Annotated in this window: 20 protein-coding genes and 1 pseudogene; 16 read left to right on the plus strand and 5 right to left on the minus strand. The window is 59.8% G+C overall.

All coding sequences use genetic code 11. The annotated features are described in order from the left end of the window. The first annotated feature begins 27 nt into the window (after positions 1 to 27). The 4 genes from UCMB321_RS19370 to UCMB321_RS19385 all read left to right on the plus strand — a co-directional run bounded on the left by UCMB321_RS19370 (position 28) and on the right by UCMB321_RS19385 (position 5,955). Entirely contained in the window at positions 28 to 630 is a 603-nt protein-coding gene (locus UCMB321_RS19370) for a DsbA family protein (protein ID WP_209437193.1), read from the plus strand. Continuing rightward, positions 623 to 2,440, plus strand: a complete 1,818-nt coding sequence (locus UCMB321_RS19375) for an ABC transporter ATP-binding protein (protein ID WP_040069955.1) — start codon at positions 623 to 625, stop codon at positions 2,438 to 2,440. Before UCMB321_RS19370 ends, UCMB321_RS19375 begins: the two co-directional genes overlap by 8 nt. Positions 2,441 to 2,651: 211 nt before the next feature. Then, a complete protein-coding gene (locus tag UCMB321_RS19380; protein WP_040069957.1) occupies positions 2,652 to 5,111 on the plus strand; it encodes an EAL domain-containing protein in 2,460 nt (819 codons plus the stop codon). 79 nt (positions 5,112 to 5,190) lie between these two features. Continuing rightward, positions 5,191 to 5,955 (plus strand): iron-containing redox enzyme family protein, encoded by a 765-nt coding sequence (locus UCMB321_RS19385; RefSeq protein ID WP_425338586.1) that lies wholly within the window; start codon positions 5,191 to 5,193, stop codon positions 5,953 to 5,955. A gap of 140 nt (positions 5,956 to 6,095) precedes the next feature. Here the strand turns inward: UCMB321_RS19385 and UCMB321_RS19390 are convergent, their stop codons facing one another. The 5 genes from UCMB321_RS19390 to UCMB321_RS19410 all read right to left on the minus strand — a co-directional run bounded on the left by UCMB321_RS19390 (position 6,096) and on the right by UCMB321_RS19410 (position 10,964). Then, entirely contained in the window at positions 6,096 to 7,022 is a 927-nt protein-coding gene (locus UCMB321_RS19390; RefSeq protein ID WP_040069963.1) for a GGDEF domain-containing protein, read from the minus strand. Positions 7,023 to 7,394: 372 nt separating this feature from the next. Continuing rightward, on the minus strand, positions 7,395 to 8,135 hold the full coding sequence (locus UCMB321_RS19395; RefSeq protein ID WP_040069966.1) for a YciK family oxidoreductase: 741 nt from the start codon (positions 8,133 to 8,135) through the stop codon (positions 7,395 to 7,397). A 36-nt stretch (positions 8,136 to 8,171) separates the two neighbouring features. Next, on the minus strand, positions 8,172 to 8,843 hold the full coding sequence (gene mupP, locus UCMB321_RS19400; protein WP_040069968.1) for an N-acetylmuramic acid 6-phosphate phosphatase MupP: 672 nt from the start codon (positions 8,841 to 8,843) through the stop codon (positions 8,172 to 8,174). A 3-nt stretch (positions 8,844 to 8,846) separates the two neighbouring features. Further along, positions 8,847 to 9,545: a bifunctional 2-polyprenyl-6-hydroxyphenol methylase/3-demethylubiquinol 3-O-methyltransferase UbiG gene (gene ubiG / locus UCMB321_RS19405; protein WP_040069970.1), complete on the minus strand. Its 699-nt coding sequence runs from the start codon at positions 9,543 to 9,545 to the stop codon at positions 8,847 to 8,849. An 87-nt stretch (positions 9,546 to 9,632) separates the two neighbouring features. After that, positions 9,633 to 10,964 (minus strand): TRZ/ATZ family hydrolase, encoded by a 1,332-nt coding sequence (locus tag UCMB321_RS19410; RefSeq protein WP_040069972.1) that lies wholly within the window; start codon positions 10,962 to 10,964, stop codon positions 9,633 to 9,635. 109 nt (positions 10,965 to 11,073) lie between these two features. On the opposite strand from UCMB321_RS19410, the gene mtnA reads away from it, so the two are divergent. The 12 genes and pseudogenes from mtnA to UCMB321_RS19470 all read left to right on the plus strand — a co-directional run bounded on the left by mtnA (position 11,074) and on the right by UCMB321_RS19470 (position 26,814). Next, entirely contained in the window at positions 11,074 to 12,150 is a 1,077-nt protein-coding gene (mtnA, locus tag UCMB321_RS19415; protein WP_040069973.1) for an S-methyl-5-thioribose-1-phosphate isomerase, read from the plus strand. Positions 12,151 to 12,477: 327 nt separating this feature from the next. Continuing rightward, positions 12,478 to 15,129 (plus strand): DNA gyrase subunit A, encoded by a 2,652-nt coding sequence (gyrA, locus tag UCMB321_RS19420; protein WP_040069975.1) that lies wholly within the window; start codon positions 12,478 to 12,480, stop codon positions 15,127 to 15,129. A gap of 94 nt (positions 15,130 to 15,223) precedes the next feature. Beyond that, entirely contained in the window at positions 15,224 to 16,309 is a 1,086-nt protein-coding gene (serC, locus tag UCMB321_RS19425; RefSeq protein ID WP_040070047.1) for a 3-phosphoserine/phosphohydroxythreonine transaminase, read from the plus strand. Then, positions 16,309 to 17,403: a prephenate dehydratase gene (gene pheA, locus UCMB321_RS19430; RefSeq protein WP_040069977.1), complete on the plus strand. Its 1,095-nt coding sequence runs from the start codon at positions 16,309 to 16,311 to the stop codon at positions 17,401 to 17,403. Before serC ends, pheA begins: the two co-directional genes overlap by 1 nt. A gap of 11 nt (positions 17,404 to 17,414) precedes the next feature. Next, positions 17,415 to 18,527, plus strand: coding sequence for a histidinol-phosphate transaminase (hisC, locus tag UCMB321_RS19435; RefSeq protein WP_040069979.1), 1,113 nt, complete (start codon positions 17,415 to 17,417; stop codon positions 18,525 to 18,527). Then, a pseudogene (locus UCMB321_RS19440) lies at positions 18,520 to 19,470 on the plus strand (prephenate dehydrogenase/arogenate dehydrogenase family protein); the annotation flags it as partial. The gene hisC and the pseudogene UCMB321_RS19440, both read left to right, overlap by 8 nt. 5 nt (positions 19,471 to 19,475) lie before the next feature. After that, entirely contained in the window at positions 19,476 to 20,165 is a 690-nt protein-coding gene (cmk, locus tag UCMB321_RS19445) for a (d)CMP kinase (protein WP_040069981.1), read from the plus strand. 120 nt (positions 20,166 to 20,285) lie between these two features. Continuing rightward, positions 20,286 to 21,977, plus strand: a complete 1,692-nt coding sequence (rpsA, locus tag UCMB321_RS19450; protein WP_040069982.1) for a 30S ribosomal protein S1 — start codon at positions 20,286 to 20,288, stop codon at positions 21,975 to 21,977. Positions 21,978 to 22,201: 224 nt separating this feature from the next. Next, complete coding sequence (ihfB, locus tag UCMB321_RS19455) at positions 22,202 to 22,516, plus strand: integration host factor subunit beta (RefSeq protein ID WP_040069984.1); 315 nt, start codon at positions 22,202 to 22,204, stop codon at positions 22,514 to 22,516. Positions 22,517 to 22,929: 413 nt separating this feature from the next. Then, complete coding sequence (locus tag UCMB321_RS19460; protein ID WP_040069986.1) at positions 22,930 to 23,970, plus strand: LPS O-antigen chain length determinant protein WzzB; 1,041 nt, start codon at positions 22,930 to 22,932, stop codon at positions 23,968 to 23,970. Between the two features lie 457 nt (positions 23,971 to 24,427). Then, positions 24,428 to 25,705, plus strand: coding sequence for a Vi polysaccharide biosynthesis UDP-N-acetylglucosamine C-6 dehydrogenase TviB (tviB, locus tag UCMB321_RS19465; RefSeq protein ID WP_040069989.1), 1,278 nt, complete (start codon positions 24,428 to 24,430; stop codon positions 25,703 to 25,705). A gap of 59 nt (positions 25,706 to 25,764) precedes the next feature. Then, positions 25,765 to 26,814, plus strand: coding sequence for an NAD-dependent epimerase/dehydratase family protein (locus UCMB321_RS19470; protein ID WP_040069991.1), 1,050 nt, complete (start codon positions 25,765 to 25,767; stop codon positions 26,812 to 26,814). Positions 26,815 to 26,817 lie beyond the last annotated feature (3 nt).

Below are 26,817 nucleotides of genomic sequence, written 5' to 3' on the forward strand. Positions count from 1 at the left end.
GCGCGCCTGCTCTATGTCATGGACCCGATGTGTTCCTGGTGCTGGGGATTTGCCCCGGTGGCCGAGGCGCTGGTCAAGCAGGCGCAGGCGGCGGGTGTCGAACTGCACCTGGTGATGGGCGGCTTGCGCACCGGCAGCGGCACCGCGCTGGAACCGACGACCCGGCGCTATATCCTGGAACACTGGCAGGCGGTCACCGAGACCACCGGCCAGCCGTTCAAGCTCGACGGTGCCTTGCCGGACGGTTTCGTCTACGACACCGAGCCGGCCTGTCGGGCGGTCGTCACGGCGCGCAGCCTGGCGCCGGACTGTGCGTGGACGCTGGTGGGGCTGATCCAGCGGGCCTTTTATGTCGAGGGGCGTGATGTCACGCAGGCCAGCGTGTTGGTGGAGCTGGCGGAACAGGCCGGACTGCCGCGCATCGAATTTGCCGGCGCCTTCGACACGGCCGAGCAGCATGCGGCCACCGCCGCCGATTTCACCTGGGTCCAGGACCTGGGGATTGCCGGTTTCCCGACCTTGCTGGCCGAACGCAATGGCCAGTTGGCGCTGCTGACCAACGGCTACCAGCCGCTGGCTGAACTCGCTCCGCTGCTCGGCCGTTGGCTGGAGCGTGCGGCCTGTGCTTGATCAGCCCGATCCCGACCCCGTCAAGCCACTTGCGGACCGCCTGAGCTGGGCAGAAATTCGGCGCCTGGCCCTGCGGCATAAAAAAGCGCTGTGGGTCGCCAATGCGGTGGCCGTGCTGGCGACCTTGTGCAGCGTGCCGATTCCCCTGCTGTTGCCCTTGCTGGTGGACGAAGTCCTGCTGGGGCATGGCGATGCCGCGCTCAAGGTCATGAACCACCTGCTGCCCGGCCCCTGGCAGCGCGCCGTCGGCTATATCGGCCTGATGCTGCTGGCGACCCTGGCCCTGCGCTGCGGGGCGCTGCTGTTCAACGTGGTGCAGGCGCGGCTGTTCGCCGGGTTGGCCAAGGACATCGTCTATCGCATCCGCACACGGCTGATCGAACGCCTGAAGCGCATTTCCCTGGGCGAATACGAAAGCCTGGGCAGCGGTACCGTGACCACGCACCTGGTGACCGACCTGGACACCCTGGACAAATTCGTCGGCGAAACCCTGAGCCGCTTTCTGGTGGCGATGCTGACGCTGGTGGGGACCTCCGTCATCCTGGTCTGGATGCACTGGAAGCTGGCGCTGCTGATCCTGCTGTTCAACCCGCTGGTGATCTACGCCACGGTGCAGTTGGGCAAGCGGGTCAAGCACCTCAAGAAGCTGGAAAACGACAGCACCTCGCGCTTTACCCAGGCCTTGACCGAGACCCTCGATGCGATCCAGGAAGTGCGCGCCGGCAATCGCCAGGGATTTTTCCTCGGCCGTCTGGGGATGCGCGCCCGGGAAGTGCGTGACTATGCCGTGGCTTCCCAATGGAAAAGCGACGCATCGAGCCGGGCCACCGGGCTGCTGTTCCAGTTCGGTATCGATATCTTCCGGGCGGCGGCGATGCTCACGGTGCTGTTTTCGGACCTGTCCATCGGCCAGATGCTCGCGGTGTTCAGTTACCTCTGGTTCATGATCGGGCCGGTGGAGCAACTGTTGAACCTGCAATATGCCTTCTATGCCGCCGGCGGTGCGCTTGAGCGGATCAACGAATTGCTGGCGCGGGCCGACGAACCGCAGTACCCCGGCGGCGTCGATCCCTTCGTGGGGCGTGACACCGTGGGCATCGAGGTGCAGGCCTTGAGTTTCGCCTATGGCGAGGAGCCGGTGCTCGACCAGTTGGACCTGTCCATCGCCCCCGGCGAAAAAGTCGCGATTGTCGGGGCCAGCGGCGGCGGCAAAAGCACACTGGTTCAACTGCTGCTGGGGCTGTATACACCCCAGGCCGGGACCATCCGCTTCGGCGGTGCGTCCCAGGCCGATATCGGCCTGGACACCGTGCGCGAGAACGTCGCGGTGGTGTTGCAGCATCCGGCGCTGTTCAACGATACGGTACGCGCCAACCTCACCATGGGCCGCGAGCGTAGCGATGAAGCCTGCTGGCGGGCGCTGGAAATTGCCCAGCTCGACGCTACGATCAAAGTGTTGCCGCAAGGCCTGGACAGCATTGTCGGGCGCTCCGGGGTGCGCTTGTCCGGTGGTCAGCGTCAGCGCCTGGCCATTGCCCGGATGGTGCTGGCCGAGCCCAAGGTGGTGATCCTCGACGAAGCGACCTCGGCGCTGGACGCGGCCACCGAATACAACCTGCACCAGGCCTTGAGTCGGTTTCTCAGCGGTCGTACGACCTTGATCATTGCCCACCGCCTGTCCGCGGTGAAACAGGCCGATCGGGTGCTGGTATTCGATGGCGGGCGGATTGCCGAGGACGGCGACCACCAGCAGCTCATTGCCGACGGCGGTCTTTATGCCAAGCTGTACGGGCATCTGCAAAAAATTTGACGTGCTTGAGTTTTGCCTGGTTTTCTGTGCTTAGTGGTTGAATTGGTTGGCGGAAAGACTGTTTTCTCTGTGCGTGCGAGCGATGGATGAGTTCCGGGGAGCGGCAAGGGATCGTTGATCCCTTCGATATCGTGGAAATTAGCCTAGGCTGTGCTATCAGGAGTGGATTTCTCTCGAGTGCTCATCTGGCAGTGCTGATGCAAGGGATCTCATGAAGCAAACGCGGACTCTCGGAACGCCACGGCTGTTGGGCATCGTCTGGCCATTTATCGCTGTTGTCCTGCTTCAGGCCTTGCTGGGCTGCCTGAGCCTGTACGTGCTTTCCGCCGTGCGCGGTTATGTGGCCGGCGAGAGCCTCTGGTCCAAGGGTCAGAAGGACGCCATCTACTACCTCAACCTGTACGCCGATAGCCGCGACGAAACGATTTTCCGCAAATACCAGGAGGCCATTGCCGTTCCCCAGGGTGGGCACGACCTGCGTATCGCCCTGGATGCGCCGACGCCGGACCTTGCGGCGGCCCGGCGCGGTATCCTGCAAGGCGGCAACCACCCCGACGATGTCTCCAGCATCATCTGGTTGTACCTGAACTTCCGCCACTTCAGCTATATGCAACGGGCCATTGAAAAATGGACGGTGGGCGACAGCTACCTGGTGCACCTGGACACGGTCGCCCAGCAGATGCACCGGGCGATCTCCGTCAACCAGGACAGCAATGACGATATCCAGCGCTGGAAGAGTCAGATCTTTGCCATCAACGATGGCGTGACGCCGGCTGCCAGGGCCTTCAGCGATGCCCTGGGCGAAGGCTCGCGGGTCATTCTGCGGCTGTTGCTGATCACCAACCTGGCCACCGCCCTGGGGTTGATCGCCCTGGCCTTGCTGCGCACGCACAAGCTTCTGGCCCAGCGCCATGCCTTTGCCGATGCCTTGCAACTGGAAAAGGACCGGGCGCAGATCACCCTCGAGTCCATTGGCGACGGGGTCATCACCACCGATGTGGAAGGCGCTATCGCCTACATGAACCCGGCCGCCGAGCACCTGACCCACTGGAAAGCCGGGCAGGCCTGTGGCCTGCCCCTGGCGGCGCTGTTCAACCTGTTGGACGAGAATGCCCAGGACGATGGTTATACCCTGATCGAGCATATCCTCAGTGGACGCTTGAAAGGTGGCAGCGAGCATTCCAAGCTGATCCAGCGCCTGGATGGCAGCACCGTGTCGGTCACCCTGGTAGGAGCACCGATCCGTAACGCCGGCAAGGTCAGTGGCACGGTGCTGGTGCTGCACGACATGACCCAGGAGCGGCAATACATCGCCAACCTGTCCTGGCAGGCCACCCATGATGCCCTGACGGGACTGGCCAACCGGCGCGAATTCGAGTACCGCCTGGAGCTGGCGCTGTACAACCAGAATCGCCAGCCCGCACGGCACGCATTGATGTTCCTCGACCTGGACCAGTTCAAGTTGGTCAATGACACCTGCGGTCATGCGGCCGGCGATGAATTGCTCCGGCATATCTGTGCATTGCTGCAATCCGGCTTGCGCGAGGGCGATACCCTGGCACGCCTGGGGGGCGACGAGTTCGGGATACTGCTGGAGAACTGTCCGGCGGAGGCGGCGGAAAAGATCGCCGAAAGTCTGCGACAGACCGTACAGAACCTGCATTTCGTCTGGAAAGGGCGGCCGTTCCAGACGACGGTCAGTATCGGCCTGGTGCATATCGCCCAGGTGCCGACCACGCTGGAGGCCTCGCTGCGGGCGGCGGACATGGCCTGCTACATGGCCAAGGAGAAGGGGCGCAACCGGGTTCAGGTGTATCACGCGGACGATTCGGAGTTGTCCCTGCGCTTCGGCGAGATGGCCTGGGTCCAGCGTTTGCACATGGCCCTGGAAGAAAACCGTTTCTGCCTGTACGCACAGGAAATCGCCTCCCTGGGGCATGCCGATCACTCCGCCGGGCATGTGGAAATCCTCCTGCGTTTGCACGACGAGGCGGGGCGGATGATCCTGCCCGACAGCTTTATCCCGGCCGCCGAACGCTATGGCCTGATGACTCAGCTCGATCGTTGGGTGGTGCAGAACGTCTTCAAGGTCATTGCCGAATGCATCGCCCAGCAGCGCGAAGGGGCGATGGCGATGTGCGCGATCAATCTGTCGGGCATTACCATTGGCGACGAGGAGTTCCTGGGCTTCCTGCATGAGCAGTTCAAAGTGTATGGCATTCCTGCGGATATGATTTGTTTCGAAATAACTGAAACCAGCGCCATCTCCAATCTCGGCAGCGCCATACGATTTATCAATGAACTCAAGAGCTTGGGCTGTCGGTTCTCCCTGGACGACTTTTGTGCCGGAATGTCTTCGTTCGCATATCTCAAACATTTGCCTGTAGACTTCCTGAAGATCGATGGAAGTTTCGTAAAGGATATGCTGGACGACCCGATTAACCGCGCCATGGTCGAGGTGATCAATCACATCGGCCATGTCATGGGGAAGCGAACAATTGCAGAGTTTGTCGAAACGCCGCAGATCGAGCAGGCCTTGCTCGAGATCGGTGTCGACTACGCTCAAGGCTACGTGATTGAGCGACCGCAATTGTTCACCTGCGACAGCCTGTTGTGTCGACCGGCACGACCTCGGCCACTCCTGCTCAAGGCGCCCGGTACATTCCGCTGAAACCTTTGCTGATCTGCTTAAATCACCACTCAGAAGGAGCCCGATAGTGATCGACACATTCAGCAGAACCGGCCCGCTTATGGAGGCCTCCAGCTACCCCGCGTGGGCGCAGCAGCTCATTCAGGACTGTAGCGAGAGCAAGCGCCGGGTTGTCGAACACGAACTTTACCAGCGGATGCGCGACAACAGGCTGAGCGCAAAAACCATGCGCCACTATCTGATTGGCGGCTGGCCGGTGGTTGAACAGTTTGCGTTATACATGGCACAGAACCTCACCAAGACCCGCTTTGCCCGCCATCCCGGCGAGGACATGGCGCGGCGTTGGCTGATGCGCAATATCCGCGTGGAACTGAACCACGCCGACTATTGGTTGCATTGGAGCCGGGCCCACGGCGTGACCCTCGAGGACCTGCAGGCGCAGGAGGTGCCGCCCGAGCTGCACGCGCTGAGTCATTGGTGCTGGCACACCAGTTCGGCTGATCCCTTGATCGTGGCGATTGCCGCGACCAACTACGCCATCGAAGGGGCTACCGGCGAATGGTCGGCGCTGGTCTGTTCGACGGGGGTCTATGCGGCGGCGTTCCCGGAGGAAGACCGCAAGCGTGCGATGAAATGGTTGAAGATGCATGCCCAGTACGATGATGCCCATCCGTGGGAAGCACTGGAAATCATCTGCACCCTGGCCGGCAACAATCCCGCCAAGGCGTTGCAGGTCGAGCTCCGGCAGGCGATCTGCAAGAGCTATGACTACATGTACCTGTTCCTGGAGCGTTGCATGCAGCTGGAACCCGCGGAAAAGGCCCCGGCTGCCCGTGGACGCCAGGCCGCCCTCGCTGAGGGTTGACTTGCACTGTAGTCACTGTGGGAGCGGCCGGTCGACGCTCGATTGCCGGCGATGAGGCCCTCTAGTCTTGCTGCGTCTATCCAGACGCCATCGCCGGCAAGCCGGCTCCTACAATAAGAACAAGGTTTGTGTGGTGGGGGTTACCCCGCCATGGCCAGTCGGTTGCGACCCTCCCGCTTGGCCACATACAGGGCACTGTCCGCGCGGCGTAGCAGGCTTTCCGTGGACTCTCCCGGCAACAGCGTGGCGCAACCCAGGCTCACCGTCAGGCTGACCAGTTGGCCATCACCTTGGTAATCCTGGACTTGCGCCGCATGGCGCAGGCGCTCTCCCACCAATGCCGCCGCTTCGCGGTGGGTATTGGACAGCAGGATCAGAAACTCCTCGCCGCCGTAGCGGAACACCCTGTCGATATTACGCAGTTGGTCCTTGATCGAGGCGGCCACGGTCTTGAGTACCGTGTCGCCGACGCTGTGTCCGTAGTTGTCATTGATTTGCTTGAAGTGGTCGATATCCAGCATCAGCACCGAGATCGGCTGGCCATGACGGCGTGCCAGCTCGAACTCCCGTTGCAGGGCCTGCTCCATGGCGACACGGTTGCCGGTTTCGGTCAGCGGGTCGCGCAGGGCACTGCGGGTGGCGGCACGATAGAGCAGGGCGTTACGCATCGGATACAGCAGGCTCGCCAGCAATGATTCCAGGCTGCCCAGTTCCTGTTCGGTGAAGCGTTGGTTGCGACGGAATATCAGCTCGCCCAGCTGCTCGCCTTCATGGCTCAGGCTGTAGCTGATCGAGTGATGGCCGCGCTGTCCGAACTCCAGGCGCAGATCACTGATCGGGTGCAGGTATCTCAACGCATCGAGCGGGACCACCCGCTGAATCTCGTGGAAGAAGATTTCCAGGATGCGCGCAGGCTCCAGGCTGATTTGCAACTGCAGGGCCAGTTGCTGGCGCAGTTGAGCCAGGCTGATGGGGCGTTGCTGGGTGAGCGGGAGCTGGCCAAAGCCCAGCCGTTGCAATCTGGCGCGATCGAAGTCAATTGCGTTGGTCTGGGTCGGCGTTTTCATGGTGGCAAGCCCCTAAGCGCAGAGTACGGTCTTGCAGGCTGGGCGAGAGCGGCTTGGGGCAACGCATCTTACTGGTCCATCAGTCCGGCAGGACCTTGGTACCAGTCTAGTCCTTTTGGCCCAGGCTTCTATAGCCGGTCGATGCAGCTCCCCCAGGCAACGCTCGCGCTGCATGTCTGAGGAAGTTAGAGCGAAAGTCGTGCCAATCGGCCCAACCGAATAAAACTCGTTTGAATTCAGTGGGATCGATTTGTCGGGACGGGCGTCGCCGGCAGAAAGGGTGGCAGTTGTTTGACTGGCGCTGATGGCTTTTTGAAATTGCGCTCCTGTGCGCCGGTATTCCGGCGCGCAGGGGCTGGGTGATGCGGGTGCTTACTGTGCGTCGAAGGCCTGGCCGTTGACGCCGCTGCTGTCGGGGCCCATCAGGTACAGGTAGACCGGCATGATCTGCTGGGGTGTCGGGTTGTTTTCCGGGTTCTCGCCGGGATAGGCCTGGGCCCGCATGCTGGTGCGGGTGGCGCCGGGGTTGATGCTGTTGGCGCGCACCGGAGCCACCGTATCGAGCTCGTCGGCCAGGGTTTGCATCAGGCCCTCGGTAGCGAACTTGGAAACCCCATAGGCGCCCCAGTAGGCGCGGCCTTTGCGGCCGACGCTGCTGGACGTGAAGATTACCGAGGCGTCCCGGGACAGCTTGAGCAGGGGCAGCAAGGTGCTGGTCAGCATGAACATGGCATTGACGTTGACGTGCATGACACGCATGAAGTTTTCGCCGGACAGCTGTTCCAGCGGCGTACGCGGGCCAATGATGGACGCGTTGTGCAGCAGGCCGTCGAGGTGGCCGAATTCGCTTTCGATCATCGCCGCCAGCTCGTCGTACTGGTGCGGCAGGGCGGTCTCCAGGTTGAACGGGATCACCACCGGTTGCGGGTGGCCGGCGCCTTCGATCTCGTCGTAGACCTGGCTCAGGTTGGCTTCGGTCTTGCCCAGCAGCAGCACGGTGGCGCCGTGGGCGGCATAGGTCTTCGCGGCCGCGGCGCCGATGCCACGACCGGCACCTGTCACCAGGATGACACGGTCCTTGAGCAGATCGGGGCGGGCGGAATAATCGAACATGGCTAAACCTCTACAAATGTAAAACAGGCAGGCGGCTCAACAGCTGCACAGCGCGTTATCCAATACCTTGCGCAACTCCAGCGGGTGATCGACCACCACATCGGCGCCCCAGTGATCGGGGTTGTCTTCCGGGTGAATGTAGCCGTAGCGCACGGCTGCGGTGCGGGTACCGGCGTCGCGCCCGGACTCGATATCACGCAGGTCGTCCCCCACGAATAATACGCTGGCCGGGTCCAGGTCGAGCATCTTGCAGGCCAGGATCAGCGGCTCCGGGTCGGGCTTGCTGTTCTTCACATGGTCCGGGCAGATCAGCAGCGCCGAGCGCTCCGCCAGTCCCAGCTGTTGCATGATCGGCTCGGCAAAGCGCAGTGGCTTGTTGGTGACCACGCCCCAGCGCAGATTGGCCTTCTCGATGTCGGCCAGCAGCTCGGTCATGCCGTCGAACAGGCGGCTATGGACGGCGCAGGCCTTGAGGTAGCGCTCCAGGAACTCCTGGCGCAAATCCTCGAAGCCCGGCGACTCGGGGTCCATCATGAAGGTCACGGCGACCATGGCGCGAGCGCCGCCGGAGATCTCATCGCGAATCGACTGGTCGGCAATCGGCGGCAGGCCGCGATCGGCCAGCATGGCCTGGCAGATGGCGATGAAGTCCGGCGCGGTGTCGAGCAGGGTGCCGTCCATGTCGAAGAGAACCGCTCTCAAGCGCATCGGTTATTCCTCGCGCAGGGTCTGGATCATGTAGTTGACGTCGACGTCCGCGGCCAGCTTGTAGTGCTTGGTCAGGGGGTTGTAGGTCAGGCCGATGATGTCCTTGACCGCCAGGCCCGCCTCGCGGCTCCACGCACCCAGCTCCGACGGGCGGATGAATTTCTTGAAGTCGTGGGTACCGCGCGGCAGCAGGCCCATGATGTATTCCGCGCCGACGATGGCGAACAGATAGGCCTTGGGGTTGCGGTTGATGGTGGAGAAGAACACCTGGCCGCCGGGCTTGACCATGCGAAAGCAGGCACGGATCACCGAGGACGGGTCGGGGACGTGCTCGAGCATTTCCAGGCAGGTCACGACGTCGAACTGTTCGGGCATTTCCTCGGCCAGGGCTTCGGCGGTGATCTGCCGGTATTCGACGTCGACACCGGACTCCAGCTGGTGCAGTTGGGCCACGGCCAGGGGCGCTTCGCCCATGTCGATGCCCATGACGGTGGCGCCGCGCTGGGCCATGGCCTCGCTGAGAATGCCGCCGCCGCAACCGACGTCGAGGACCTTCTTGCCGGCGAGCTTGACCCGCTCGTCGATCCAGTTGACCCGCAGCGGGTTGATATCGTGAAGCGGTTTGAACTCGCTTTCGCGGTCCCACCAGCGATGGGCCAGGGCTTCGAACTTGGCGATTTCAGCGTGGTCGACGTTGCTCATGGGCTATCCTCTAAAGCTTGGAAATCAGGTTGATGTCGCCTACAGGGTGGCGCCATCTTCAATTCAATGCGCTCGGAGGCGCGTCAATCAGTGTCCGTGGCCGCCGATGCGTTGGCCCCAGGACCGGGCCGTGGCGTTCAGGCGCTGTTCATCCAGGCGGGTCAGGCGCCGGTCTTCGAGCAGTGGCTTGCCGCCGACCCAGAGATGTTGCACACAGTCGCGACCGCTGGCGTAGATCAGCTGCGACACCGGGTCGTAGATAGGCTGCTGGGCCAGGCCCGACAGGTCGAAAGCGACGATGTCCGCGGCCTTGCCGACTTCCAGCGAGCCGATCTCCTGCTCCAGGCCCAGGGCCCGAGCACCATTGAGGGTCGCCATGCGCAGCGCGCGGTGCGCGTCCAGTGCCGTGGCGGAGCCGGCGACGGCCTTGGCCAGCAGGGCGGCGGTGCGGGTTTCGCCGAGCAGGTCGAGGTCGTTGTTGCTCGCCGCGCCGTCGGTCCCCACGGCTACATTCACGCCGGCCTGCCACAGGCGCTGCACCGGGCAGAAGCCGCTGGCCAGTTTCAGGTTCGATTCCGGGCAGTGGACCACGCTGGTGTTGCTTTCTACCAGCAGTGCCAGGTCATCATCGCTGACCTGGGTCATGTGAACGGCCTGGAAGCGCGGACCGAGCAGGCCGAGGCGGCCCAGGCGCGCCAGCGGGCGTTCGCCGCGTTGCTCCAGCGATTGCTGCACCTCGAAGGCGGTTTCGTGCACGTGCATGTGGATCGCGGCATCGAGTTCTTCGGTGATGACCCGGACTTTTTCCAGGTTTTCGTCGCCAACGGTGTAGGGTGCATGGGGGCCGAAGGCTATCTTGATCCGCGGATGGTGCTTCAGCTCGCCGAACAGTTCGACGGCCTGGCGCAGGGAGTCATCGACGCTGGCGGCGCCGGGGATCGGGAAATCGAGGATCGGGATGGCGATCTGTGCGCGAATGCCGCTGTTGTGCACGCGTTCACTGGCGACTTTAGGGAAGAAATACATGTCCGCGAAACAACTGATGCCGCCCTTGATTTGCTCGGCGATGGCCAGGTCGGTGCCATCGCGGACGAAGGCTTCGTCGACCCATCTGGCTTCGGCGGGCCAGATATGCTGTTCCAGCCAGGTCATGAGCGGCAGGTCGTCGGCCAGGCCGCGAAACAGCGTCATGGCGGCATGCCCATGGGCATTGACCAGGCCAGGGGCGAGCAGGGTATCCGGCAGCTCGCGGACTTGCGCGGCGCCGAGTGCAAGCGCCTCGGCCCGTGTACCGATAAAGGCGATGCGTCCGTCGCGAATGCCCAGGCCATGCTCCTTGAGCACCACGCCGGCGGGTTCGACAGGGACCAGCCAGGTCGGTAGCAGGAGGAGATCGAGCGGGGCTGCGGTGTTCGGCATCGTGGGCGGCGTCCGGGCTTTATCTGGAATAATGGCGAAGTATACCCGAGCGTCCTCGCTGGGGGATCGCTATAATCGGCGGCTTTTGTCGCTTCGTTGAGGATGAATCATGCGTAATCGATTGTTGGCTGCGGAAAAAGTGAAGGCCATCGATTGGCGTGATGGTGCCTTGTATCTGCTCGATCAGCGCATTCTGCCGTTCGAGGAAACCTGGTTGGCTTACGACAGTGCCGCAGGGGTTGCCGAGGCGATTCGCTCGATGGTGGTGCGCGGGGCGCCGGCCATCGGCATCAGCGCCGCCTATGGCGTGGTGCTGGCGGCGCGGGCGCGACGGGCGCAGGGCGGCGACTGGCTGGCGGCGATGGAAGCCGATTTTGCTCTGCTGGCGAGTTCGCGACCGACCGCGGTCAATCTGTTCTGGGCCCTGGACCGGATGCGTGAGCGTCTGGAACGGGTCAAGGACGGCGCTGATCCGCTGGCGGCCCTGGAGCTCGAGGCGATCGCGATCCATGAAAGCGATCGCGAGGCCAACCTGACCATGGCGCAGCTGGGGGTGGACCTGATCCGCAAGCACCAGGGCAATGCCCAGGCGATCCTCACCCACTGCAATACCGGCGCCCTGGCCACCGGCGGCTTCGGTACGGCCCTGGGGGTGATTCGCGGCGCCTTCCTGGAGGGCATGGTCGAGCAGGTCTATGCCGATGAGACCCGGCCCTGGCTGCAAGGCTCGCGCCTGACCGCCTGGGAGTTGGCCAACGAAGGCATCCCGGTGTCCCTGAACGCCGATTCGGCCGCCGCGCATATCATGAAGACCAAGGGCGTGACCTGGGTGATCGTCGGCGCCGACCGCATTACCGCCAATGGCGACGTGGCCAACAAGATCGGTACCTATCAACTGGCGGTCTGCGCCATGCACCATGGTGTGCGCTTCATGGTGGTGGCCCCGAGTTCGACCATCGACATGGACCTGGCCAGTGGCGACGACATCCCGATCGAGGAGCGCGACGGCAGTGAACTGTTGAGTGTCGGTGGTCATCGGGTCGGGGCCGAAGTCGATGCCTTCAACCCGGTCTTCGATGTGACGCCGGCGGACCTGATCGATGTCATCGTGACCGAAAAAGGCATTGTCGAACGTCCTGACACCGCAAAGATGGCGCAGTTGATGTGCCGCAAGCGTCTGCATTGACCTGCTTTTGTCCCTGGCCGAAGAGTATTTTGCCCGCCTCAGGGGTGGTCATCTTGCCTGTAGGCCCCTCTCGGCGCGCTCTCGGTGGGTTGCAGCTGCCGCCCGTCTACTTCCTTGCCTATCCCGGGGTAGGTGCGTGGCGGCGATTGTGATAACATCCGACGGTTTCCAGGGTAGCCCGAACCGGCTGCCTTCACTGCGCAGATCCAAGGCATAACTCGTTGATTTGTCGTAAGTCGTTGCAGGGCATCAGGCCCGCGGCGGCGAGCTTCGTTCGTCCCATATGGATGTGACGAAGTTTCACCAGAAAAAGGAATCAGGCTTCTCATGGGCGAACTGGCCAAAGAAATCCTCCCGGTCAATATCGAAGACGAGCTGAAACAGTCCTACCTCGACTACGCGATGAGCGTGATCGTCGGGCGGGCACTGCCTGATGCGCGCGATGGTTTGAAGCCCGTGCACCGGCGTGTGCTGTTCGCCATGAGCGAACTGGGCAACGACTGGAACAAGCCGTACAAGAAATCTGCCCGTGTGGTCGGTGACGTGATCGGTAAGTATCACCCGCACGGTGATACCGCGGTCTACGACACCATCGTTCGGATGGCGCAGCCATTCTCCCTGCGCTACCTGCTGGTCGATGGCCAGGGTAACTTCGGTTCCGTGGACGGCGACAACGCCGCGGCCATGCGATACACCGAAGTGCGCATGACCAAGCTGGCCCACGAGCTGCTGGCCGACCTGCACAAGGAAACCGTGGACTGGGTGCCGAACTATGACGGCACCGAGCAGATCCCGGCGGTCATGCCGACCCGTATCCCCAACCTGCTGGTCAACGGCTCCAGCGGTATCGCCGTGGGCATGGCGACCAACATCCCGCCGCACAACCTCGGTGAAGTCATCGACGGTTGCCTGGCGCTCATCGACAACCCCGACGTGACCGTCGATGACCTGATGCAATACATCCCGGGGCCGGACTTCCCGACAGCCGGGATCATCAACGGCCGTGCCGGCATCATCGAGGCCTATCGCACCGGTCGCGGGCGCATCTACATGCGCGCCCGCTCGACCGTCGAGGACATCGACAAGGTTGGCGGCCGCCAGCAGATCGTCATCACCGAGCTGCCGTACCAGCTGAACAAGGCCCGCCTGATCGAGAAGATCGCCGAGCTGGTGAAAGAGAAGAAGCTCGAAGGTATTACCGAGCTGCGCGACGAGTCCGACAAGGATGGCATGCGCGTGGTCATCGAGCTGCGCCGTGGCGAAGTGCCAGAGGTGATTCTCAACAACCTCTATGCCCAGACCCAGTTGCAGAGCGTGTTCGGCATCAACATCGTCGCGCTGATCGACGGTCGTCCGCGGATCCTCAACCTCAAGGACCTGCTGGAAGCATTTGTGCGTCACCGTCGCGAAGTCGTGACCCGGCGTACCGTGTTCGAGCTGCGCAAGGCTCGCGAGCGTGGTCACATCCTCGAAGGCCAGGCGGTCGCGCTGTCGAACATCGATCCGGTCATCGCCCTGATCAAGGCCTCGCCGACACCGTCGGAAGCCAAGGAGGCGCTGATCAGCACGCCTTGGGAATCCAGTGCGGTGATGACCATGGTCGAGCGCGCCGGCGCCGATTCCTGCCGTCCGGAAAACCTCGATCCGCAATACGGCCTGCGTGATGGCAAGTACTTCCTGTCGCCGGAACAGGCGCAAGCCATCCTGGAACTGCGTCTGCACCGCCTGACCGGCCTGGAGCACGAGAAGCTGCTGGCCGAGTACCAGGAAATCCTCAACCAGATCGGCGAGCTGATCCGCATCCTCAACAGCGCCACGCGCCTGATGGAAGTGATTCGCGAGGAGCTGGAAGTCATTCGTGCCGAGTACGGCGACGTGCGTCGTACCGAAATCCTCGATGCCCGCCTGGACCTGACCCTGGGTGACATGATCCCGGAAGAAGACCGCGTGGTGACCATCTCCCACGGCGGCTACGCCAAGACCCAGCCGTTGGCGGCCTACCAGGCCCAGCGCCGTGGTGGTAAAGGCAAGTCGGCGACCGGTGTCAAGGATGAGGACTACATTGCCCACCTGCTGGTTGCCAACAGCCACACCACGCTGCTGCTGTTCTCCAGCAAGGGCAAGGTGTACTGGCTCAAGACCTATGAAATTCCCGAGGCTTCCCGTGCCGCCCGTGGTCGTCCGCTGGTGAACCTGCTGCCGCTGGATGAGGGTGAATACATCACCACCATGCTGCCGGTGGAGGAATACACCGAAGGTCACTACATCTTCATGGCCACCGCTGACGGTACCGTGAAGAAGACCCCGCTGGAAGCGTTCAGCCGCCAGCGCAGCGTCGGTCTGATCGCCCTGGAGCTGGACGAGGGCGACGTGCTGATCAGCGCCGCGATCACTGATGGCGAGCGCGAGGTCATGCTGTTCTCCGACGCCGGCAAGGTGACGCGCTTCAAGGAATCCGACGTGCGTGCCATGGGCCGTACCGCGCGCGGTGTGCGCGGCATGCGCCTGAACGAAGGGCAGAAGCTGATCTCCATGATTATCCCGGAGGAAGGCAGCCAGATCCTCACGGCGTCCGAGCGCGGCTTCGGCAAGCGCACCGCGATCACCGAGTTCCCCGAGTACAAGCGCGGCGGCCAGGGTGTGATCGCCATGGTCAGCAACGAGCGTAACGGTCGTCTGGTCGGTGCGGTGCAGGTGCTCGACGGTGAGGAAATCATGCTGATTTCCGACCAGGGCACGCTGGTGCGTACCCGGGTCGATGAAGTGTCCAGCCTGGGTCGCAATACCCAGGGCGTGACGCTGATCAAGCTGGCCAATGACGAAACGCTGGTGGGCCTGGAACGTGTCCAGGAGCCATCGGAAGTCGAAGGCGAAGAACTGGAAGAAGGTGTCGGCTTCGATGGCGAAGCGCTGATAGACGAAGGTGCCGACGACCAGCCGTTGGATTCGGCGACCGACGACGCGCAACCGCAGGACTAAAAAGCGCCTGTCTGCTCTACTCTCTGGCGTAGGCGTAGCCGGTCTGGAGTAGGGCGCAGGCCGGTGTGTATTCAAAAGCATAGCGAGAGTGGATGTGAGCAAACGAGCCTATAACTTCTGCGCGGGTCCCGCTGCGCTGCCCGAAGCTGTCCTGTTGCGTGCCCAGTCCGAGCTGCTCGACTGGCACGGCAAGGGCCTGTCGGTCATGGAGATGAGCCACCGCAGCGATGAGTTCGTGTCCATCGCCACCAAGGCCGAGCAGGACCTGCGTGACCTGCTGGACATTCCCTCGAACTACAAGGTGCTGTTCCTGCAGGGCGGCGCCAGCCAGCAATTTGCCCAGGTGGCGTTGAACCTGCTGCCTGAAAGCGGCAAGGCCGACTACATCGAGACCGGTATCTGGTCGAAGAAAGCCATCGAGGAAGCCTCGCGTTTCGGTCACGTCAATGTCGCCGCCAGCGCCAAGCCCTACGACTATTTCGCCATTCCCGGCCAGAACGAATGGAAGCTGTCGAAAGACGCGGCCTATGTTCACTATGTATCGAACGAAACCATCGGCGGCCTGGAGTTCGACTGGATCCCGGAGGCCGGTGACGTACCGCTGGTGACGGACATGTCCTCGGACATCCTCTCGCGTCCGGTGGATGTTTCCCGCTTCGGCATGATCTACGCCGGTGCGCAGAAGAACATCGGCCCGAGCGGCATTGTCGTCAACATCGTCCGTGAAGACCTGCTGGGTCGCGCCCGTTCGATCTGCCCGACCATGCTCGACTACAAGGTCGCGGCCGACAACGGCTCCATGTACAACACCCCGCCGACCCTGGCCTGGTACCTGTCGGGCCTGGTCTTCGAGTGGCTCAAGGAGCAGGGCGGTGTCGAAGCCATCGGCAAGCTCAACGAAGTCAAGCAACGCACGCTGTATGACTTCATCGACGCCAGCGGCCTGTACAGCAACCCGATCAACAAGAGCAACCGCTCCTGGATGAACGTGCCGTTCCGCCTGGCCGACGATCGCCTGGACAAGCCGTTCCTGGCTGGCGCCGAAGAGCGCGGCCTGTTGAACCTCAAGGGGCACCGTTCGGTGGGCGGCATGCGCGCCTCCATTTACAATGCCGTCGACATCCATGCGGTGAACGCGCTGGTGGCGTACATGGCGGCGTTCGAGAAGGAACACGGCTGATGTCCGAGCAAGAACTCAAGGCACTGCGCCTGCGTATCGACAGTCTCGATGAGAAAGTCCTCGAGTTGATCAGCGAGCGCGCACGCTGCGCCCAGGAAGTCGCGCGGGTAAAAATGGCCTCGCTGGCCGAAGGCGAAGTGCCGGTGTTCTATCGTCCCGAGCGTGAAGCTCAGGTGCTCAAGCGGGTCATGGAGCGTAACCAGGGGCCGCTGGGCAACGAAGAGATGGCGCGCTTGTTCCGCGAGATCATGTCTTCCTGCCTGGCCCTGGAACAGCCGCTGAAAGTGGCTTACCTGGGTCCTGAAGGTACCTTCACCCAGGCGGCGGCCATGAAGCATTTCGGCCATGCGGTGATCAGCAAGCCGATGGCGGCCATCGACGAGGTCTTCCGCGAAGTGGCGGCGGGCGCGGTGAATTTCGGCGTGGTGCCGGTGGAAAACTCCACCGAGGGGGCGGTCAACCACACCCTCGACAGTTTCCTCGAGCACGACATGGTGATTTGCGGCGAAGTCGAGCTGCGTATTCACCACCACCTGCTGGTGGGCGAGAACACCAAGACCGACAGCATCAGTCGCATCTACTCCCACGCCCAGTCCCTGGCCCAGTGCCGCAAGTGGCTGGACGCCCACTACCCGAACGTCGAGCGCGTGGCGGTGTCCAGCAACGCCGAGGCGGCGAAGCGGGTCAAGGGCGAGTGGAACTCGGCGGCGATTGCCGGCGATATGGCGGCCGGTCTCTATGGCCTGACGCGCCTGGCGGAGAAAATCGAGGACCGTCCGGACAACTCCACGCGGTTCCTGATGATCGGCAACCAGGAAGTGCCGCCTACCGGCGACGACAAGACCTCGATCATCGTTTCCATGAGCAACAAGCCCGGCGCGCTCCACGAGCTGCTGGTGCCGTTCCACGACAACGGGATTGACCTGACGCGTATCGAGACCCGACCTTCGCGCAGCGGTAAATGGACGTATGTGTTCTTTATCGACTTCGTCGGCCATCACCGTGATCCGCTGGTCAAGGGTGTGCTGGAGAAGATCAGTCAGGAAGCCGTCGCCCTCAAGGTGCTGGGCTCCTACCCGAAAGCGGTTCTGTAAAGGCGTTGATCATGAGCGGTAACTTCCTCGCCCTGGCGCAGCCGGGCGTGCAACAACTGTCGCCTTACGTTCCGGGCAAGCCCGTGGACGAGCTGGCTCGCGAGCTGGATATCGATCCGGCGCGGATCATCAAGCTGGCCAGTAACGAGAACCCCCTGGGGGCGAGTCCCAAGGCCCTGGCGGCGATTGCCGAGGCCCTGGCCGAGCTGACCCGTTACCCGGACGGCAACGGCTTCGAGCTCAAGCAGCGTCTGTCCGAGCTGTGCCGGGTGCAGGCCAGCCAGGTGACCCTGGGCAACGGTTCCAACGACATTCTCGAACTGGTTGCCCGTGCCTACCTGGCGCCGGGGTTGAACGCGGTGTTCAGCGAACACGCCTTTGCGATCTATCCCATCGTGACCCAGGCGGTGAATGCCGAGGCCCGCGTGGCGCCGGCCAAGGACTGGGGGCATGACCTGGCGGCGATGCTCGCGGCCATCGACGAAAACACTCGCGTGGTGTTTATCGCCAACCCGAACAACCCGACGGGCACCTGGTTCGGTCCGCAGGCGCTGGAGGCGTTTCTCGCCGCGGTACCGCGGGATGTCCTGGTGGTGCTGGACGAGGCTTATATCGAGTACGCCGAGGGTGTCGACCTGCCGGATGGCCTGAACTACCTGGCGAGCTATCCGAACCTGCTGGTTTCGCGCACCTTCTCCAAGGCCTACGGCCTGGCGGCCTTGCGCGTCGGTTATGCGCTGTCGTCGCCCGCCGTGGCGGACATCCTCAACCGTGTTCGCCAGCCGTTCAACGTCAACAGCCTGGCGCTGGTCGCGGCCCGTGCCGCGCTGGATGATGTCGAGTATGTCGCCCGCAGCCGCAGCTTGAACGAAGCCGGCATGCAGCAACTGGAGGAAGGTTTTCGCCAGTTGGGGCTGAGCTGGATTCCCTCGAAGGCCAACTTCATCGCGGTCGATGTCGGGCGTGACGCGGGGCCGGTGTACCAGGGGCTGCTGCGCGAAGGCGTGATCGTGCGTCCGGTGGCCGGTTACGGCCTGCCGAGGCACCTGCGGGTCAGTATCGGCCTGGCCAGCGAGAACAGTCGTCTGCTGGAGGCGCTGGCCAAGGTCCTGGCCCGTGGTTGATGTCATGTCGATGCAATCTGTGAAGCCTATGATCGGCCGCCTTGTGGTGGTCGGCCTGGGTTTGATCGGCGGATCCTTTGCCAAGGGGCTGCGTGAAAGCGGTCTGTGCCGGGAAGTGGTCGGTGTCGATCTGGATCCGCTGTCGCGCGAACTGGCGGTCGAACTGGGTGTGGTCGATCGCTGCGAGGCAGACCTGGCCGCCGCTTGCCAGGGCGCCGACGTGATCCAGCTGGCGGTGCCGATCCTGGCCATGGAGAAAATGCTCGGCCTGCTGGCCGATATGGACCTGGGCCACGCGATCCTGACGGATGTCGGCAGCGCCAAGGGCAATGTCGTGCGTGCCGCCGGTCAGGCCTTTGGTCGCATGCCGGCGCGTTTCGTCCCGGGACACCCGATTGCCGGGTCCGAGCAGAGTGGCGTGCAGGCCTCCAACAGCGCGCTGTTCCGTCGGCACAAGGTGATCCTGACGCCGTTGGCCGAGACCGATCCGTCGGCGCTGGCGACGGTCGATGCGCTCTGGCGGGCCCTGGGGGCGGATGTCGAGCACATGCAGGTCGAGCGCCACGACGAAGTGCTGGCGGCGACCAGTCATCTGCCGCATCTGCTGGCCTTCGGTCTGGTGGACTCGTTGGCCAAGCGCAACGAGAACCTGGAAATTTTTCGCTATGCGGCGGGTGGGTTCCGTGATTTCACGCGGATCGCTGGCAGCGATCCGGTGATGTGGCACGATATCTTCCTGGCGAACCGGGATGCTGTCCTGCGTGCGCTGGACAGCTTTCGCGGTGACCTGGACGTCTTGCGCGATGCCGTCGATGCCGGGGACGGGCCTCAGTTGCTGGAGGTGTTCCAGCGTGCGCAGGCGGCGCGTGAGCATTTCGGCAGAATCCTGGCCCGCCGGGCCCGCAAGGGCACCCTGAACGCCAATGATGATCACAAAGAGGCACGCTCGTGAATATTCAAGCTCCAGTTATCACCATTGACGGGCCGAGCGGTTCGGGCAAGGGCACGGTCGCCGGGATCCTGGCCAAGCGCCTGGGCTGGTGCCTGCTGGATTCCGGTGCGCTGTATCGGTTGCTGGCGTTCGCTGCGCGCAACCATGGGGTCGACCTGACCAACGAGGAACTGCTCAAGGCCCTGGCCGCCCACCTGGACGTGCAGTTCGTCGGGGCGACCAGTGACCGTACGGCGCGAATCATTCTTGAAGGCGACGACGTCACCGAGGATATCCGCAACGAGCAGGTCGGCGCCTGGGCTTCCCAGGTGGCGGCGTTGCCGGCGGTGCGCGAGGCCTTGCTGCAACGCCAGCGGGCGTTCCAGGAGCCACCGGGCCTGGTGGCCGATGGCCGGGACATGGGCACGGTGGTGTTTCCCGATGCGCCGCTGAAGATTTTCCTGACCGCCAGCCCCGAGGAGCGGGCTCGTCGTCGGTACTTGCAGTTGAAGGCCAAGGGCGATGATGTTAGTCTGTCGAGTCTGCTAGATGAGATTCGTGCACGCGATGAGCGTGACACCCAGCGAGCGGTAGCCCCGCTCAAACCGGCGGCTGACGCCATACAGCTGGATTCCACGGAATTGTCCATCGAGCAGGTGCTGGAACGCATCATGAGCGAGATCGCCATTCGCGACCTCGCCGGATGACCAAGAAGCGTGCAGGGGACCAGTCATAGTCCTGCATGGCTTCTTTCATATGAACGTAACCCACACCGTCTGGGGTGTGGCAGATGGGCGTATTCTTCGCCCTTATCAACAGGAATTAAAATGAGCGAAAGCTTTGCGGAACTCTTTGAAGAGAGCTTGAAGACCCTTAATCTTCAGGCTGGTTCGATCATCACCGGTGTTATCGTTGATATCGATTACCAAGCTCGTTGGGTCACTGTCCACGCCGGTCTGAAGTCTGAAGCTCTGATCCCGCTAGAACAGTTCTACAACGATGCTGGCGAGCTGAACATCAACGTCGGTGACGAAGTTCACGTGGCGCTGGATTCGGTTGAAGACGGCTTCGGTGAAACCAAGCTGTCCCGTGAAAAAGCCAAGCGCGCTGAATGCTGGATCGTTCTGGAAGCAGCCTTCGCAGCCGAAGAAGTGGTCAAGGGCGTTATCAACGGTAAGGTTAAAGGCGGCTTCACTGTCGACGTTAACGGCATCCGTGCGTTCCTGCCAGGTTCTCTGGTTGACGTCCGTCCAGTGCGCGACACCACGCACCTGGAAGGCAAAGAGCTCGAGTTCAAGGTCATCAAGCTGGACCAGAAGCGCAACAACGTTGTCGTTTCCCGCCGCAGCGTCCTGGAAGCCGAGAACTCCGCCGAGCGTGAAGCTCTGCTGGAATCCCTGCAGGAAGGCCAGCAAGTCAAGGGTATCGTCAAGAACCTCACCGATTACGGCGCATTCGTCGATCTGGGTGGCGTCGATGGCCTGCTGCACATCACCGACATGGCTTGGAAGCGCATCAAGCACCCATCGGAAATCGTCAACGTTGGCGACGAGATCGATGTCAAGGTTCTGAAGTACGATCGCGAGCGCAATCGTGTTTCCCTGGGCCTCAAGCAACTGGGCGAAGATCCATGGGTCGCTATCAAGGCCCGTTACCCAGAAAGCACTCGCGTCACCGCTCGTGTGACCAACCTGACCGACTACGGCTGCTTCGCTGAGCTGGAAGAAGGCGTTGAAGGTCTGGTACACGTTTCCGAAATGGACTGGACCAACAAGAACATCCACCCTTCGAAAGTCGTACAAGTCGGCGACGAAGTGGAAGTCATGGTTCTGGACATCGACGAAGAGCGTCGTCGTATCTCCCTGGGCATCAAGCAGTGCAAGTCGAGCCCATGGGAAGACTTCTCTGGCCAGTTCAACAAGGGCGACAAGATCTCCGGCACCATCAAGTCGATCACCGATTTCGGTATCTTCATTGGTCTGGACGGCGGCATCGACGGTCTGGTTCACCTGTCCGACATCTCCTGGAACGAAGTGGGCGAAGAAGCCGTACGTCGTTTCAAGAAGGGCGACGAGCTGGACACCGTTATCCTGTCGGTTGACCCGGAGCGTGAGCGTATCTCCCTGGGTATCAAGCAACTGGAAAGCGATCCGTTCTCCGAGTACGTCTCGGTTAACGACAAAGGCGCCATCGTTAAAGGCACTGTGAAAGAAGTTGACGCCAAAGGCGCCATCATCGTTCTGGCCGACGATATCGAAGCGACTCTGAAAGCCTCCGAAATCAGCCGTGACCGCGTTGAAGACGCGCGCAACGTTCTGAAAGAAGGCGAAGAAGTAGAAGCCAAGATCATCAGCGTTGACCGCAAGAGCCGCGTGATCCAGCTGTCGATCAAGTCGAAAGACGTTGAAGACGAAAAAGAAGCCATCCAGAGCCTGCGCGACAAGCCAGCTGCTTCGGATGCTCCAGTCGACACCACTCTCGGTGCTCTGCTGCGTGCTCAGATGGAAAAACAGAACTAAGTTCTGTCAGACCATAGAAAAAGGGCGACTTCGGTCGCCCTTTTTTGTGGGTGAAATTTGAGGCGAGGAAACCAAATGGGGGGCTAGTGGTCCTATTGGATGCCTGTATGGGGGGTATATTCTAACCTTATGGATAGGTCGATGCATGGGCTGTTCAAAACCCTTCAGTCGTGCTAAAACCTTCGAAGCACTTTTCCTAGTTGCTTGAAAAAGAAGGGAAAAATATGACGAAGTCGGAGTTGATCGAACGAATTGTGACCCATCAGGGGCTGCTTTCATCTAAGGATGTGGAGCTGGCCATCAAGACCATGCTTGAGCAAATGTCCCAATGTCTGGCTACTGGAGATCGTATCGAGATCCGGGGGTTTGGCAGCTTCTCTCTGCACTACCGCGCTCCACGGGTTGGTCGTAATCCGAAAACTGGGCAGTCTGTCAGTCTCGACGGCAAATTCGTCCCGCATTTCAAACCGGGTAAAGAATTGCGTGATCGTGTAAATGAGGAGGAGGAAGGTTTAGGTGGCGATGAGTTGCTGAGATAAGAGTCGCATCAAGCGATTCATGATCACTGGGCTTGTCTTGTTAATATGAATTACAAGCTTGCTGCTCTTCGTGCTGGAAAGCTAGCAGTTTGTCGTAGTTTCCCTCTTCGGTTTTTCGTCAGCCTAGCTACAGATCTCGCTGTTCGGAGTTGCTTTGTTCCTGATGGGGGTGATTTTTGGTAGAGGGGCGTGGTGGCTCATTTCCTGGAGAGGAGGTGCGGACGATAGGCTGGGCGTTGATTTTGCTTGGTATTATTGATTTGCGCGCCCATCGGCGTAATAAAATATTTTCGTGACTTTAGAAAAGGACTGTTGTAGTCTCCTTCGTCTCTGTCTGGTTTATGTTGACTTATCTCAAATGGTTTTGTTTTTGTAGTTAACATAACCGCTTAAGTGAAAAAGGCTAGCAATATATGAGTGTTGATTCAAAAAAAGATAATGGGCTGGAAGATTTTGAGTTTCAAAGATTTGTTCGTGGAATTTTAAGGCGGAAACTTGTTGTTGTCGGCTCTGCTGTTTTGGGGGCTGTTATAGCAGCGAGCTATGCTTTTCTGGCCTCTCCCGTCTATGAGGCGAAAGTTTTTGTGACGTCGCCGTCTCAGAGTGATATATCCAACTTAAACTACGGTCGAATAAAAGAGTCGGGTTTGGCTCTTTACACAGTTAAAGATGTCTATGATATTTACACTCGATATCTGCAGGCAGAGTCCCTCCGTCTAGATTTTTTTAACAAGATTTATGTGCCGAGTTTGCCACTGGATGAGCAAAAAAAATCCCGGGATGTCCTGCGTTCGGAGTTTTCCGAGGTGTTGCGTGTAGTTCCGCCGCTCGGTGCTAGCTCTGACAGGTATTCGATTGTCGTGCGGACCACTGATCCCGAGAAGGCCAAAGAGTGGGTTGCTGAATATGTGGCTCAGGCTGGTGAATTGGCCAAGAACGAAATAATCAAGAACATTTCAATTGAGAATGAGGTCTGGGCTCGTAATGTGGAGCAGCAGATTGGTTTCGTCAGAGAGAAAAGCAGCAAGGTGAGAGAAGACACAATTGCCAGGTTGGGTGAGGCGCTGCAGATTGCCGAGTCAATCGGTCTGGAGAAGCCGCCAGCGATCACGGTGAGTCAGTCGGCCATTGCAGGTGGGGAGTCTGGTCAGCTTACGTATATGCGTGGCTCGAAAGCGCTAAGGGCAGAAATTGAAAGTATACAGGCGCGCAAGTCCGATGACCCTTTTACGGATCACTTGCGTGATCTTCAGGAGCGATACAGCTTCTTCAAGGGGCTGAAAATCGAGCCGGCGGTGGTGTCCGTTTATCGGCAAGACGGGGTTGTGGAGTTGCCAGATAAACCGGTGAAGCCTAACAAGGCGCTGATCCTTGTATTGGGTGTTATTGCTGGCCTGATCACAGGCATTGCTTTCGTATTGCTTCGTGGGCTGTTTGTCGTTAGGCCGGAATAGCGAGGTTTGTAGGAAATCACCCAGGGAGGAATTTTTGTCCTTGGCTCAGATATAGACTGTTTGGCCGTTTGGTCGAAACGGATCGGGTTCTGGTTGGGGTATTGATTTCAGCGCCCTTGCGGCTGTCAATCCTGACAGGAATGCTTACGGGCAAAACGCCGCTATCCAGGGTTCGCGTGTTTTTTAATGTGTGGGGTTGAATGTGTGCTTGGTGCCATGCTAGGTCGGGTGCGATCAAAGATTGGTAGTTGCGTTGCAGGCGCGGCTCTGAGTGTGTGCAGGCGGAAAGGAGGGGGTTGAGCTCTTCGTTGGCTTTCTGAAAATTCTTATGGCTCCCATAGGTAGGCGCTTTCGGTATAATTTCTAGTTTACGCAGACGTAATGTTTGTTCTAAAACGCGAAATTTGGCGCGTTTTTTGCGATTGACTTAAATATTGATGAAAGGCAAGGGAAAACAATGCTTAAACTCGAAGATGTGAAGTTGGCCATAGTGGGGCTCGGTTATGTGGGCTTGCCGCTGGCGGTTGAGTTTGGCAAAAAAATGCAAGTCGTCGGATTTGATATCAGCCAGCTTCGAATCGAGGCGCTCAAGGCAGGTCATGACGCTACTCTCGAAGTGTCTGATTCTGAGTTGCGTTCTGCGTCGGGTTTAAACTTTAGCTCTGTGCTGGAAGAGTTGTCTGCCTGCAATATATATATTGTTACCGTCCCAACTCCGATTGATGAGCATAAGAGACCGGATCTGACTCCTTTGGTTAAAGCCAGTGAGTCGATTGGACGTGTTTTGAAAAAAGGCGATATCGTTATTTATGAGTCAACAGTCTATCCTGGCGCTACTGAGGAAGACTGTGTTCCAGTGCTGGAGAAAGTATCCGGACTGAAGTTTAATGTCGATTTCTATGCAGGCTATAGTCCGGAGCGGATAAATCCTGGCGATAAAGAGCATCGTGTTGCTACCATCAAGAAGGTGACAGCTGGGTCCACTCCAGAGGTCGCTGATCTGGTTGATGCTTTGTATAATAGAATAATTGTCGCCGGCACTCATAAGGCCAAAAGTATCAAGGTTGCCGAGGCAGCAAAAGTTATTGAAAATACACAGCGCGACTTGAATATTGCCCTGATCAATGAGTTGGCACTTATTTTTAATAAAATGGGTATCGATACTCAGGCGGTCCTGGAGGCGGCGGGGACGAAGTGGAACTTCTTGCCTTTCCGTCCGGGACTGGTTGGCGGGCACTGCATCGGTGTAGATCCCTATTACTTGACTCACAAGGCGCAATCCATCGGATATCATCCGGAGATCATTTTGGCGGGTCGTCGCTTGAATGACAGCATGGGAGCATATGTGGTATCTCAACTTGTCAAGGCGATGCTCAAACGCAAAATTCATGTTGATGGTGCTCGCGTCTTGATCATGGGGTTGACGTTCAAAGAGAACTGCCCGGACCTGCGTAACACTAAAATCATCGATATCGTGAATGAACTCGCTGAATTCAATATTGTTGTTGATGTTTATGATCCGTGGGTAGATGCGGCGGAAGCAATGCACGAGTACTCAATCACTCCTATCGGGCAACCACAGGTTGATTCTTACGACGGTATCATCTTGGCTGTCGCACACAATGAGTTCTCTGCGATGGGGGCTGAACAGATTCGCAGCCTGGGTAAAGCTGAGCACGTTCTCTATGATCTCAAGTACCTGCTGGATGCCTCTCAATCAGATCTGCGTCTCTGAATATCAGGGGCTGTAAAGATTCTGGTTCGTTACCGCCGGAAAAACAAGTCGAGAGTCAAATGATCCGTTTCGAAGAAGTTAAAGCTGAAATTCAACAATCCCCAAAGGTTTGGCTGGTTACGGGGGTGGCCGGGTTTATTGGCTCCAATTTACTGGAGACACTGCTGCAATTAGATCAGCGGGTTGTAGGTCTCGATAACTTTGTAACAGGGCACCAGCATAATCTCGATGAAGTGCAATCAGTAGTGAGTCCTGAGCAATGGTCGCGCTTCGTGCTGGTAAAAGGTGATATCAGAAATATTGACGATTGCAGAACCGCGATGACTTTTCCTGCGGCCACCGATATTCCGGTGGATTACGTTTTGCACCAGGCAGCATTAGGCTCTGTTCCACGCTCCATCAATGATCCCGTTACAACGAACAGCACCAATATCGACGGTTTTCTGAATATGTTGGTTGCGGCGAAGGATGCGAAAGTAAAAAGTTTTACCTATGCCGCGTCGAGTTCTACCTATGGCGATCATCCTGGACTTCCAAAGGTTGAAGGTGTGATTGGCAAGCCGCTGTCCCCTTATGCGGTCACAAAGTATGTAAACGAACTGTATGCTGAGGTTTTTTCCAGTACATACGGGTTCAATACCATTGGGCTTCGCTATTTTAACGTCTTTGGCAAGCGTCAGGATCCGAACGGCGCCTATGCAGCCGTGATCCCTAAGTGGACGGCGGCCATGATCAATAACGAAGAGGTTTTCGTCAATGGCGATGGTGAAACAAGTCGGGACTTTTGCTTCGTAGAAAACGCAGTGCAAGCCAATATACTGGCTGCCTGTGCCAGTCCTGAAGCAAAGAATAATGTTTACAACGTCGCCGTCGGTGACAGAACAACATTGAATCAAGTTTTTTTCTGCATCAAGGACGCTTTGGCTCGCGTTGATGTCAAGTCTACATCGGAGATGGTCTATCGGGATTTCCGGGCTGGCGACGTAAGGCACTCGCAGGCGAATATTGATAAGGCTAAGAGTTTGTTGGGCTATAAACCGCTTTTCACTGTTGGTGAGGGTATGTTGAAAGCAGCAAGTTGGTATGTCTCGTTCTTTGCGGGAAGTTAAGAC

The sequence above is a fragment of the Pseudomonas batumici genome (assembly GCF_000820515.1).
Taxonomy (GTDB): Bacteria; Pseudomonadota; Gammaproteobacteria; order Pseudomonadales; family Pseudomonadaceae; genus Aquipseudomonas; species Aquipseudomonas batumici.